This is a genomic window from Sulfolobus acidocaldarius SUSAZ (assembly GCA_000508305.1).
Taxonomy (GTDB): Archaea; Thermoproteota; Thermoprotei_A; order Sulfolobales; family Sulfolobaceae; genus Sulfolobus; species Sulfolobus acidocaldarius_A.
The window spans coordinates 1,973,350-1,986,853 of the sequence record CP006977.1; the positions used below are offsets into that span (position 1 = coordinate 1,973,350).

The following is a 13,504-nucleotide window of genomic DNA, read 5'->3' on the forward strand; positions in this document are numbered from 1 at the left end:
TTCATTACGCCTTAGGATTAGGCATCTGATCCATGATATCCCTTACCAATTTCACATATTCCCTCTTCCTATCCTTAAACACCTCAGTGTACATCTGAGCCCATCTTATTGTAGGATCTCCTCTACTAAACCTATCATATTGTTCATATCTCATACCACTCTCAGAGCCGATAACATCCCACAATAAATTGAATAGCTTTACCCTTTCAAGAGCTGGTAGACCCTTAGACGCAAGGTATTTCTCCAGCATTGCCCTTTCCTCAGGGTTCTCAAAATCCCTTATACCTGCGGGTATGGGTATAGATGAACCAGCTGAAATAAGCCTAAGGATTTCGTCAACTCTAGGTAAAGCCCTCATGTTGAAATGACTAGCTGTGATGGAGATATAAGGATTGGGTCTATATATGTTTGGTAAGTATTCTCCGTTTTCCTCAGCTGCTATCAGTGCTGCCTCATTCAAAGTGAGATAAATCAGTATTTCTCCCAACTTTTCTTGAACATTAATGAAGTTATTAATACCAACTGACTCTGCAATAGTCATGGCTAATCCAGCGTAGAACTTCAGTCTAGAGTAGTGTTGAATCGCGAAATGCCAATTAAACCATGTCCTTAGTTGAACAGTGTGCCACATAAACCCTTCAATTTCTTCTGGCTTCTTGTAAAATATTATCCTATCCCATGGAACTAGAACATTATCTAAAACCAGTATTGCATCAGATTCCTCAAATCGTGAAGATATTGGGTACTCAAATTCTCCTAGATTCTCCCTGGGATAGAAGCCTCTCCTTGTTATGAATTTTACACCCTTTGAATTTGCAGGTATGGAGAAAAATATAGCATACCTAGGATCACTATCTCTCCTTATGTTAGGCAAATACCATAGCATTTCAGCATAAGGTCCTGCAGTACATATCATCGCTGCACCTCTAACTATCACTCCCTCATTAGTCTCTTTGACAACACCGATCTGAATATATGGATCCTCCCACTGAGATGGTGGTCTTGATCTGTCATACATTGGGGCTACAATAGCGTGAGTATAGAATAGGTCTTTCTTAGTGGCTTCTTTATATATATTTATCACATTCTCCATTATTTTACTTCCAAATACTTTCCCAAAGTAATCCTCTGCATGTGCATAAAATACCATACTCCATATATTGAGATAGTCTGGGCTCCTTCCGAAAAAGCCATAGTAGTTGTCATAAATCCTGTTTAAACCTACCCTCATTTTCTTCAGGTCTTCTTTTGACCTGGGTCGGAAGAAAGATATACTTGTGTCTTCACCGACATCTCTGTTGTAGATTCTTAAGGCGTCATCTTCCCAATGTAGATCATAGTATTTGGCTACTGTCTTAATAGGTATTTTAAATGCGTGATGGTTTACTATGTCTTCAACTTTTTCACCATTATAGTAAACTTCTCCGTGATTTCCTTCCTTCAGACTTTTAATATATTCTTCTCCCCTTCTAATCATGTATTCCACCCCCTTAAATTACCCGTAAAGGGATCCTCTACGGGAATCCATTCATTTAACCAAGACTCGGGTATAGGTCTCGACCAGTAGTCACTCCTATATCTAAATTGTTCATAAGTCCAAACTACTGGTTTCCACTTATCTGGGTCTAAAACTACATAATCACCCGTGAAGAACTCTAGTCTTCCGCCATTCGGGTCTCTCAGGTAAATGTATACTCCTTGGGTAACACCATGCCTTCCAGGACCTCTCTCTATGTAGTCCCATAGCTCTGCTGAAGCCATTATATCTGCAGCTCTTATAACGTCCCTTAAATCGTGTACGTAATATGTAAAATGATGAAATCCGGGTGTCTTTTTGGACGATTTTGATATAGCTAGATCATGAGAGTCACCAGACTTACTCAGCCACGAGATCATCTTCTTTCCTTCCTTATCTAGAAAAATCTCAGTTTCATAAAATCCCAAACTCTGGTAGAATTTTATTTCGTCCTCAAAAACATTAGAATCCACCATGAGATTTACGTGAGCTAATCTTATGGGTGAAACTCCCTTATGTATGTGAAACTTCATTCTAATGTCATCAACGTACTCCATATTTTCATAGAATACTGTAGGTATTCCACCAATGTCAGAAAAGATTATTGCGTTATCCACTCCTTTTTCCTCAAATTTTCTCGTCTTAAGCCCAGTAGCCTCAAGCTTTTCCTTAATCTTATCCACGTTTCTTACCCTATAGGCTATATAGGATAACCCAGGTGATTCTGCCCTCTTGAGTACCAAACTATGATGCTGTCCTTCCTCGTATCCCCTCAGATATATGTAATCACCGTTCTTTTCGGTTTCATGGAAACCTAGTAGATCCCTGTAAAAGAAAAGAGACTTCTCCATATCTACTACTCTGACACAAACATGCGATAGTCGGAGTACTTCGCTCATAATATACATTTAGTTAAAAATAAAATAAAATAGGACAATAAAACAAGTTAGAGGAATAAGCTAAAAACTATGAAAGACATTCATCCCTTTAGGTTAAATGAGTCAAGTAAAACTCAACTAATTTCTTTTCAGCTGACCTCAGGTGGTATAAAAACGTCACCTTACTTATGTTTAGCCTTTCTGCCAACATATCGGCATTAGCATCCCTGGGGTAGTCTAAATATCCGTATTCGAAGGCGGCTTTCAGTACCCTTACCTGCGATGGGGATAGATAAGGAAAGAACATATCGTCTACTTGATCCACTTTTGTCTCAATTAGCTCTCCATGGCTATTAAGTTGATCAATTATCTCATTAACTGCAGTACTTGTAGTTATGAAGTCCCATAGCTCTTTCTCTTCCCTAAGCTCATTTCTCAGAAACAACGTCTCATAATCGTATAGTAGACCTGCTATAGAATTCCTATAAGTGTTAAGGAAATCTACATATATATCGGAATCAAATTGGTTAACTTGTAATATCCTTAATATACCTTTGTCCTTTGCTCTTTTCATCTTACTTAACTCGTTTTTCCTTGAGGAAGGAAAAATAACTCTAGCCCTCAAGTAGCCTTTCTCAGGGTAAACATGATAATTAATAGTGTAACCACTGAGGTCAACAGATGAAGTCCAACACTTATCATGAGCTATCAAAACTTTAACTCTGTTTAAATGCTTCTTCATTACCTAAATATTCTCGATCTTAATTAAAAACTTAATGTATTTAATGGAAAAAGCTTTTTTTATGAGTAAAAAGAAAAATATGTATAATTAGAAATATTTCTTGTCCTCTCAAAAGTCTTCATGTAAAGGCTCTTTCTTCCTTACAAAAGTCCCATTCCTAAGATCATTTAAAGCTTCTAAGATTTGTTCTTCACTATTCATAACAATGGGTCCATACCAATACACAGGCTCATTTAAAGGTCTACCTGAGATTAATATGAATCTACCATTTCCTGAGAGATCAACCTCGTCTCCCTCCCTATCAAAAATGATTAAGTTTCCAGAGTCAATATATGGGGTATTTACAGTCCTTATCTTCCCCTCAACGACATAAACTAACACTGTGTAGCCGTTCTTTACAGGTATTTTAACTTCCCCATCCAATAACACGTCTAGATATGTTGGGTCAACTGGGCTCTTAACTCTTACAGGACCCTCAATACCCATAAACTTACCTGATAGTATCTGAACCTCTCCGAAGTCAAACCTCTCTTTCGGTAATTGTTTAACATCTCTGTATACAGGATCTGACATTTTCATATTAGACGGCAAATTCACCCATAATTGTAGACCATACATGTCCTCAGGTTTTTGATTATACCTAGCTATTTCCGTACCCTCCAATGGTCTAGGCATTTCCTGATGGAAAATTCCGCTTCCCGCTGTCATCCACTGAGACTGCCCAGGATAAATCACACCTTTATTCCCCTCACTGTCCTGATGTTCCACCTTTCCTTTGTAAAGCAAAGTTACAGTCTCTATACCTCTATGAGGATGCCATGGAAATCCTGCAAGATAATCTGAAGGATTAGATGAACCGAAGAAGTCTAGCAACAGAAATGGATCGGTATACTCAACTGTATGCATACCCCCAAATACTCTGTACAACTTTACCCCAGCACCGTCCATTGTGGACTTTCCTTTTATTAATCCTGAGACTCCTCTTTTCATAATAGATACTTTAACCTTCGTAGAATATAAATTAGATTCAACTTAATTATGATTATTTAATGAAGAGAAATCGAGCCATGTTCCGTTAAAGAGAAAGTACTATAACAACCACATAAAGTAAGGAGCTATCCAGAAGTTATATCCAAATTCAAGTATGACATGAAGGATTTTCCTGACTTACTCGCCCATAAATGGTGAGGCTTTCCTCATTTTGTAAATAAAATATAATTTATTTTATATATGTATTACTTTAAATCTAACCCTCTCTAATATAATATGATGAGCTGGGTTCCAGGCAAAGAATGGATTGAAAAAAGCAATGTTTATCAATACATGATTTCCAGGAATATTCCTGATTTAGAGAAATTCCATGAGTTCACATATAGTGAGGCTTTTTGGGATGATTTCGTAAAAAACGTATTGAAGTTAAACTTTGAAAAACCATACACGCAAACACTGGACTTAAGTAAAGGTAAACAATGGGCTAAATGGTTTGTCGACGGGAAAATTAATATCACAAATCAACTAGAGGAGACTTCAAAACCCTTAGTAAGGTGGATGAACGAAAGAGGTGAAAGTAAGACATTAACGTACAATCAAGTATTATATGAATCGAAGGCTGTTTCCTCGTGGCTCAAAAGAAGATATAAAAAGGGAGATAGAATTGGCATATATTTACCAATGATACCTGAAATAATTCCCATTTTCTTAGGAATTATCAGGGCAGGAATGATAGTAGTCCCACTTTTCTCGGGTTTTGGAAAGGAACCAATAAAAGTGAGACTCGAAGATAGTGAAATGAAAGCCATATTTACTACAGATCTAACTACGAGAAAAGATAAAGAAATAAACCCGACTGAAAACCTGGAGGACTTTCAAGTAGATAAAATAGTAGTAGAAAGGGGAGGTAAGCCAAAGGTAAACTACATTTCATACGATGAAGTTAAAAAGACACCTGGTGATGGGTTAGAGAAGACCGCATCTGAGGATCCTCTAATGATAATTTACACCAGTGGTACGACTGGAAAACCTAAAGGCTGCGTTCACGTACACATGGGATTTCCAATAAAGGCTGCTGCTGATATCTATTTCCAGTTCGATATGAAGAATGGTGAATTACTTACGTGGATTACTGACCTAGGATGGATGATGGGTCCGTGGCTAATATTTGGTGGAATACTCTTACGAGGTCAAATAGGTCTATATGAGGGCTATCCAGGATTTGACCAAATTTCACATTTCACTGAAGACTTTAAACCCGGTATTTTAGGACTCTCAGCAAGCCTTGTTAGATCATTTAAAGGAAGGGAAGGAAAGCTTCAAGTTAGACTTGCTGGAAATACAGGAGAGCCTATAGATCCAGAGAGCTGGAATTACCTGTATAGGCTTATCGACCATAACCCAATAATCAACTACTCTGGAGGAACAGAAATTTCAGGTGGAATATTGGGAAACTACGTGATAAAGGAAATCAAAGCGTCGTCGTTTAATGGTCCTTCCCCAGGTACAAAAGCTGATGTTTTCGATGAATCTGGAGAGAGAGCACCACCGAATACTGAGGGAGAGTTAGTGGTTTTGTCTGTATGGCCAGGGATGACGAGAGGATTTTGGAGAGATGAGAAGAGATATTTGGAAACGTATTGGAGCAAATGGGACAATGTTTGGGTTCATGGTGACTTGGCTTACTATGATAACCATGGATATTTTTACATCGTAGGCAGGAGCGATGATACAATAAAAGTTTCGGGAAAAAGAGTAGGTCCTGCTGAAATAGAGTCTGTGATCAATACTCACCAAAAAGTGTTGGAATCAGCCTGTGTTGGGATCCCTGATCCATTGAAAGGGGAGAAAATAATCTGCTTTACGGTAACTAAGGAAGAGATTAATGAGAACGAGTTGATTAACTTCGCTCAGGATAAACTAGGAAAAGCCTTTTCTCCAGACCGAATATTTCTTGTCAAGGAACTGCCTAAGACTAGAAATGCAAAGATTATGAGAAGGCTATTGAGGGCTATAATTCTCGATAAGCCACTAGGAGATATATCGTCATTAGAAAACCCAAGTGCAGTTGAGGAAATCAGAAAAGTAGTTAAAGGCTAATATATTACACTACCCAATATTTAAAGTATGAAACTAGATGAAAATGAAATAAAAAGGAGATTAGGAGAAATCGAAGGATGGAGTTATGAAAATAATAAGCTCAAGAAGACATTCAAGTTTAAGAATTTTTATGAGTCTGTGGAATTCGTAAGGAAGATACAACCTATTGCTGATGAAATGGATCATCACCCTGACTTATGTGTATATTATAACAGGGTTGTGCTAGAGCTTTCAACCCATAGTGAGGGCGGAGTTACTGAAAAAGATTTTGAATTAGCTAAGAAAATAAATAAAATTCATTGAAAAGCGATAATCTTATTTTGTTTGATAACCATCAGAATTTTTTGTGAGACTTTTAGAACCCTTCAAAATAGGAGATGTTGAGTTAAAGAACAGGGTAGTAATGTCACCAATGATAACAAATTTCGGTACACCTGAGGGATATCCGACAGAGACTCACATAAGATACTTCGTCAGGAGATCTTCACTTGGACTACTGATAACTGAGTACACATACGTAAATAGAACAGATGCTAGAGGGTCACCCAATGAGTTAGGACTATATACAGACGAATTTATTCCTAAATTTGCAAGACTGACAGAGGCAGTTCACAATCATGATACTAAGATATTTGTGCAATTAGTCCATGTGGGAAGAAAGACTAGGAAAGCCTTAATATGGGGTAATAGTCCAATTGCACCGTCGAACATACCATTAATTGATCCCGTAAGGGAGATGACAAAAGACGACATAAACAGAGTTATAGATGACTTCGTAAAAGCCGCAGAGAGAGCTGAAAAGAGCGGTTTCGATGGAATAGAGCTACATGGAGCCCATGGATATCTAATTGCACAATTCCTCTCTCCAGCTACAAATAAAAGAGAAGACGAATACAGGGACGGAGTGAAATTTCTGGAGGAGATAATCAAGGAAGTTAAAAGAGTAGTCTCAATACCTGTGGGATTAAGGATTTCAGCAACTGAGTTTGATGCTCAAGGATTAAATCCTGAGACTGTTGGAAAAATTGTCAAGAGAGTTGAGAATCTTTTAGACTATCTCCACTTGTCCGCAGGAAGAGACGGACCACTAGGGGGCTCATCTTCATTCTACTATAAAGAGCCGAGCTATCTTGAAGAGGCTAAAGTAATCAGAAATCAGTTTGGAAAAACATTATTGGTTGCCGGTTCAATCCTGACAGTTGATGATGCGGAAAAAGTACTAGAGTTCGCAGATGCAGCAGTATTAGCTAGACAAATTCTTGCTGATCCAGATTGGCTAATAAAGGTAAAGGATGGTGGAAACATAAGACCTTGTATAAGGTGTAACCAACTATGCAGACTGATGGCTACAAGAGAAGTGAGATGCGACGTAAACCCTGAACTTGGCTGGGAGCTTGTGGAATTAAGAAAAGGGGAAGGAGAAGTTAACATAGTGGGTGGAGGAGTTACAGGACTTGAAATGGCTAGGGTTTTAGCGAAAAGAGGTTTTGAGGTTAAACTTTATGAAAAAGATAGCAAATTAGGTGGGCAACTCAATGAATATAAAGATCCTTACAAGAAAGCCTCCTTCATAAAGCTATTAGAATACTATGAGAAAGAACTAAAGAGGTTAGGGGTAAAAGTTTATCTCAACTCTTACATTAAATCCATCGATGAACATACAATATTTGCGGTACCCTCTCAAAGGCAACCGACATATCAAGAATATAAGGGAGAAGTAATATTAGTGGACTCCAATTTATACGCCTATCAAGACTACATATTTGAGTGGGTAAAGCAGAACGAGGTTTATATCACAAGGAATTTGTTTAAGGGTCTAGATAGAAATCGTGGTTATTTATTGGAAGAGAAATACAAAGAAATAGGAGTAAGGGAATGGGATAACAGAACTAAGCCAACAGTCCACATCCATGATGTAAGAAATAGTCAACAGTCCATAGGTCAATCCATATCTAAAGCATTCTGGTATGCTGTAGAATATGATAACAGTAGAAAGTAATCTTCTTAACTGGAACTGATATTTTTTACATTCTCTTCTTTAAAAAACTGATATTATGAAGCTATAATGAAATTATAAGCCCCAACTTTTAACTTAATTCTAATATTATAAGACAGCGTATGGAGTATTCATAAAATCAAAGCTTAGTTCACTCTACACTTTCCCGTATTAAGATCAATAGAAAAATATTCCATCTCACATACAACGTATAATTTCTTGAGCCCTCAACTGATTATAGGTAAAAAAGTAGTAATTTAAAAATAAAAATAAAACTTTTTATTATGGCAAAGGGTTAAGATAACTAATAGTATTTTCGTATAGAGAGAAGAGGCTGGGAAAATGAAAGGGTATTACATGTATCCAGATATAAGAAATGATTTTGTGGCTTTTACAACTGATGACGATGTATGGCTTACGTCACTGAAAGACATGAGACCGATTAGAGTTACAACTGACACTGGTGTTTCCATAAAACCTAAGATTAGCCCAGACGGTAAAAGGATAGCCTTTACCACATTATGGTTAAGGAGCGGAAAGCAAGGTGCTGATGTATTTATTGTAGAAGACGGTAGGTCCAAAAGGGTGACATATTTCAACAGACCAACCATATGGGTTGCAGGCTGGCTATCAGATAAGGAGATAGTGGTAATAACAGATTACCATACACCATTTAACGCGTGGACAGAGGCTTACAAAGTAAATGTAAATGATGAGAGTTATGAACCACTTCCCTTTGGAATAGTTTCAAATATTTCAATAAAAAAAGAGACTATTGTAATAGCCAGAGGATATCAAGATTTACCCTTCTGGAAAGGATACCGAGGAGGAACCAAAGGGGAACTATGGATATCCTTTGATGCTGGAGAAACTTTCAAGAAATTTCTCAGCTTAAATGGAATAATTAGCCATCCCATGATATTAAATGATAGAGTCTACTTCTTATCGGACCACGAGAGTGTAAGTAACCTTTACTCAGTGGACATGCAGGGAGAGAACTTACTAAAACACACTAACTTCTCAGATTATTACTGTAGAAATGCCAGCTCAGATGGAAAAAGGATTGTGTTTCAGAGAGCGGGAGATATTTACTTGTTTGACCCACAGACTAATAACACTGTTAAGCTCGAGATCGAGGTATTCACGGAGAGGAAGAAAAAGAGACCAAAATTTGTTTCAACTATGGAATACTTAACCGATGTAGATGTTAATCAGAATTACATTGGGCTAGTAGTTAGAGGTAAACCTTTTATCATGAGACCATGGGAAGGTCCTGTACTACAATTAGGTGAAAAGCAGGGGGTAAAATATAGGGAATTGCAGATTCTATCAAATGAAGATATTGCTGTTGTAGATAGTAATGAAAATAAACTGTTGATTTTATCGAAGGACGGAAATATTAAACAAAAAGTAGAAAAGGATTTTGGTAGAATTGAAAAAATCAAAGCGTCTCCAGATGGTAAAAAGCTCCTAATATCGAACAACAGGCTAGAATTATGGTTATATGACCTAGAATCAAAAAAGGAAAAACTTATAGATAAAAGTTCTTATGGGATAATTCGTGAGTTTGATTGGCACCCTTCAGGTGAGTGGTTTAGCTACGCATTCCCTGAAGGATCCAGAACTCAGTCCATAAAGATAGCTAACGTATCAGGAAATACTATAAGAGTGACTAGTCCTTATGCGTTTGACTTTTCACCTTCTTTTGACCCAGATGGAAAATTCCTTTACTTCTTATCTGCTAGAACTCTAGACCCTAGTTCAGACAAATTTATATTTAACATGAGCTTTCAGCGTGTAATAAAGCCTTACTTAGTAGTTTTAAATAAAGCCTACTCTCCATTTAATCAACCACTTGACGAAGTAAAGCATGATAAAAATGTTGACCCTGAAGGTATTCAGTATAGGGCAATACCATTCCCTGTAGAAGAGGACAACTATGTAAAAATTAGCGGAGCTAAATCAAACAAGGTATTACTGTACTCTCAACCCATAAGAGGGCAACTCAATCCACAAGAGGATACTTTAGGAAAAATTGAGATATTTGATATTGAAACTAAATCAAAAGAGGTCTTTGCAGAGAATGTAAAAAACTTCATTATAACCAAGGATGGTTCGAAGGTTCTATTGGTTTTCAAAGATAGTATTAGACTCGTTAATGCTACCATAAAGCCAGATTTAAGCACACAGGGAATAAAGGGGGGAGTAGTTGACACAACTAGAATTAAGGTACTTGTAGACCCAGAGAAGGAATGGAGACAAATGTTATTTGAAACATGGAAATTGATGAAGGAGAACTACTGGAGCGCAGAAAAGTTGCAGGGATGGGACAGTGTTCTAGGCAAGTACGAAAAACTTCTAGATAGAGTGAGCACTAGATATGAGCTTTCTGATGTATTAAAAGAAATGCAGGGAGAAACTAAAACCTCTCACTCATATGAGACTCCATATGATTTTGAAACAGCAGAACCATTAGTGATAGGAGGTTTAGGTGCAGAATTTAACTATGATGAACAAAGAGAATGCTTCAAAATATTTAAGATATACTCTGGTGATCCAACAAATGAAGGAGAAAGAAGTCCATTAAAAGATCCAGGTGTAGAACTAAACGAAGGAGACTGTATCCACAGTATTGATGGGGAAAAGGTAAGAAGGGGAAGTATAAACTCATATTTCATAAATAAAGATCAAGCTATCCTTGAGGTTCTAACCAATGATGGGAAAAGTAGAACCGTAAGTGTAAGGTTAATGAAAGATGAGAAGTATCTAATGTATCGTCATTGGGTGGAGAAAAACAGGGAGTACGTACACAAAGTAAGTGACGGAAAATTAGGATATGTCCATGTACCTGATATGATGTACCAAGGTTTTGCCGAATTCTTCAGATTGTTTATATCTGAGTTTTATAGGCAGGGTCTGATAGTGGATGTGAGGTTTAACAGAGGTGGATTCATTTCAGGTTTAATATTGCAAAGATTATTACTAAGAAGAGAAGGATACGATGTGCCTAGAAATGGCGAACGTATTCCGTTCCCCTATTTGTCCTCTCCTAAAGTAATAGTAGCTGTGACGAATGAAAACGCAGGCTCTGATGGGGATATATTCTCTTACCTATTCAAAAGGTATAAGATAGGTATGTTAATAGGTAGAAGAACATGGGGTGGAGTTATAGGAATAAGCCCACGTCATCTATTAGTCGATAAAACAGTTGTTACACAGCCTGAATTTGCTGCAATTTTTGACGAAGTAGGATTAGGTATAGAAAATTACGGTGTGGATCCAGATATAGAGGTTGATAATTACCCGCAGGACTATAGGATAGGAAATGACAGGCAATTAGATAAAGCAATAGAGATTGCGCTCAAACAAATGGATACCTAAGGGAAATTGAACAACAATCTCATTTTTGTGGATGTTGTGTACGTAAGTTCGGATTTTTTTTCTTTAAGTTCAATTATTACTCAGTTCATATCAATAAAATTAAGTTAATGTATGTATATGCACTCTTATTATTTCCGATTTCACAGTAGTAAGTTAATACAAGAGTTTCTCATTATTCTAAATTTTTAATTGGATAGAATTACTATAAATCAAAATATTTAAGAGAAAAAAGCAGATATTATGGTATATGCTGGAGACTATTGATTTGACAAAAATTTACGGGGATGGCACTAAGGCGTTGGATAATCTGAACTTCAAAAGTAATGTTAAAGTCCTCTCCGTTTTAGGAAGAAATGGTGCAGGAAAAACAACACTGGTAAGAATACTTTCCACTCAACTTTTACCTACCAGTGGGACAGCGAGGATAAATGGTTTGGACATAGTTAAGGAAGCCAAAAAAGTGAGAAAATTAATTTCGTCCATACCCCAAGAAGCTAGACCTGTTGGTATGTCGTCTCCCTATGAACACTTGCTGATGTACCTCACCGCCAGAGGAATGTCCATCAGTGAAGCAAGAGAGATATCTAGGAAGACACTTAAAGATATAGGTTTATGGGAAGTAAGAGACAAGCCTACTGATGAACTTTCGGGAGGAATGAAAAGGAAAATATTCGTTGCTATGGCTATAGCTTCAAATGCTGAACTCATTTTCTTAGATGAGCCAACTGTAGGTTTAGATCCTTACTCAAGAACTGAGGTATGGTCAATACTGAAAGAGGCAGACTCTAAGCTTGTTTTAACGACACATTACATGGAGGAAGCTGAGGAACTCTCTGATGAAATTGTGCTAATACATAAAGGAAAACTTATTTCTAAAGGAACAGTGGAGGATCTCTTAAGTAAATTCAAGGATAAGGTAAGAGTAGAGGGAACTGGTGAAATAAAAGTTGGTAAGATGAAGATAAGCTACGTAGATAGAAAAGAGGCTGAAACATATATAGGGAAATACATAGTTAAACCTATAACGCTGGAGGATCTTTTCATAATCTACGCAGGTGAAGGACTTGAAGATTAAATTTATCCTGTCTTTTGCGCTGTTTTATGGAGTAGCACCAGTTAAAAGAGGAACGATATACGTTATAACCTACATGATTACTCCCTTGGCAGAACTTTTCCTAATTTACGTTGTAACGAGAGGAGCATTAATTGGATATGCAATAATGGGTGGATTAGTGGCAATTGTTGCAGGAAATGGAATATCTTTTCTTGCAGATTTCGCATTTCTGAGGCTAGAAACTAAAATTCAAGATTTGTTAGTAGCTACAGAAGTCACGCCTACAGAGTATATTTTTGGGCTAATGCTCTCTAACTTAATTTTCTCAGTACCAGGAATAGCACTGTATATTATTTTAGCTGTTTTGTATAGGTTAGTGAACATTCTAAATATACTTCCAATAGTTTTAGTTCTCGTATTGTTACTACTAACAACCTCCTCTATAGGCTTCTTAATAGGAAGTTTCATTCCACATATAAGGTACTCCTGGGGACTGGGTTCAATATTGTCCATATTACTTACAGTTCTACCGCCAGTATTTTACCCATATTTCCTTATACCTAAAACAGCATTTTATGTCATATTTCCAATACCAACTACTTTAGGTGCAATGATCCTACAAGACTTAACAGGACTAATACACCTATCTTCAAATGTCTTATACGGTAGTATAGCGTTATTAATCGTGGAGACTGTGATATTTTACTACTTATCAAGAAGGTTCAGCAGATGGGTTAGTGCTTAAGTGTTTTACCTCATATTTTATAAAAACGTGACCACATAGAGGACAACTCTTAGTTATAGTTTTACCCTCTCTAGTCACGTTTATTTCAACGACCTTCTTACA

Annotated in this window: 10 protein-coding genes; 6 read left to right on the forward strand and 4 right to left on the reverse strand. The window is 37.1% G+C overall.

The annotated features are described in order from the left end of the window. Nucleotides 1-4: 4 nt before the first annotated feature. The 4 genes from SUSAZ_10780 to SUSAZ_10795 form a co-directional block, all read right to left on the reverse strand. Entirely contained in the window at nt 5-1,477 is a 1,473-nt protein-coding gene (locus SUSAZ_10780) for a 4-hydroxyphenylacetate 3-hydroxylase (protein ID AHC52316.1), read from the reverse strand. Next, nucleotides 1,474-2,415 (reverse strand): 3,4-dihydroxyphenylacetate 2,3-dioxygenase, encoded by a 942-nt coding sequence (locus SUSAZ_10785; GenBank protein ID AHC52317.1) that lies wholly within the window; start codon nt 2,413-2,415, stop codon nt 1,474-1,476. Before SUSAZ_10785 ends, SUSAZ_10780 begins: the two co-directional genes overlap by 4 nt. An 88-nt stretch (nt 2,416-2,503) precedes the next feature. Then, nucleotides 2,504-3,136 carry a bacterio-opsin activator gene (locus tag SUSAZ_10790; protein ID AHC52318.1) on the reverse strand — a complete coding sequence of 211 codons (633 nt, stop codon included), beginning with the start codon at nt 3,134-3,136 and terminating at the stop codon, nt 2,504-2,506. Between the two features lie 108 nt (nt 3,137-3,244). Further along, nucleotides 3,245-4,126, reverse strand: coding sequence for a pirin (locus SUSAZ_10795; GenBank protein ID AHC52319.1), 882 nt, complete (start codon nt 4,124-4,126; stop codon nt 3,245-3,247). A gap of 279 nt (nt 4,127-4,405) precedes the next feature. Here SUSAZ_10795 and SUSAZ_10800 point away from each other — a divergent pair, with 279 nt between their 5' ends. The 6 genes from SUSAZ_10800 to SUSAZ_10825 all read left to right on the forward strand — a co-directional run bounded on the left by SUSAZ_10800 (nt 4,406) and on the right by SUSAZ_10825 (nt 13,402). Further along, nucleotides 4,406-6,226 (forward strand): AMP-dependent synthetase, encoded by a 1,821-nt coding sequence (locus tag SUSAZ_10800; protein AHC52320.1) that lies wholly within the window; start codon nt 4,406-4,408, stop codon nt 6,224-6,226. 27 nt (nt 6,227-6,253) lie between these two features. After that, entirely contained in the window at nt 6,254-6,529 is a 276-nt protein-coding gene (locus SUSAZ_10805; GenBank protein AHC52321.1) for a pterin-4-alpha-carbinolamine dehydratase, read from the forward strand. A gap of 43 nt (nt 6,530-6,572) precedes the next feature. After that, nucleotides 6,573-8,225 carry an NADH oxidase gene (locus SUSAZ_10810; protein ID AHC52322.1) on the forward strand — a complete coding sequence of 551 codons (1,653 nt, stop codon included), beginning with the start codon at nt 6,573-6,575 and terminating at the stop codon, nt 8,223-8,225. Between the two features lie 339 nt (nt 8,226-8,564). Then, nucleotides 8,565-11,603 carry a peptidase S41 gene (locus SUSAZ_10815; protein AHC52323.1) on the forward strand — a complete coding sequence of 1,013 codons (3,039 nt, stop codon included), beginning with the start codon at nt 8,565-8,567 and terminating at the stop codon, nt 11,601-11,603. 247 nt (nt 11,604-11,850) lie between these two features. Beyond that, nucleotides 11,851-12,678 (forward strand): multidrug ABC transporter ATPase, encoded by an 828-nt coding sequence (locus tag SUSAZ_10820; GenBank protein AHC52324.1) that lies wholly within the window; start codon nt 11,851-11,853, stop codon nt 12,676-12,678. After that, nucleotides 12,668-13,402, forward strand: a complete 735-nt coding sequence (locus tag SUSAZ_10825) for a daunorubicin ABC transporter ATP-binding protein (protein ID AHC52325.1) — start codon at nt 12,668-12,670, stop codon at nt 13,400-13,402. Before SUSAZ_10820 ends, SUSAZ_10825 begins: the two co-directional genes overlap by 11 nt. Nucleotides 13,403-13,504 lie beyond the last annotated feature (102 nt).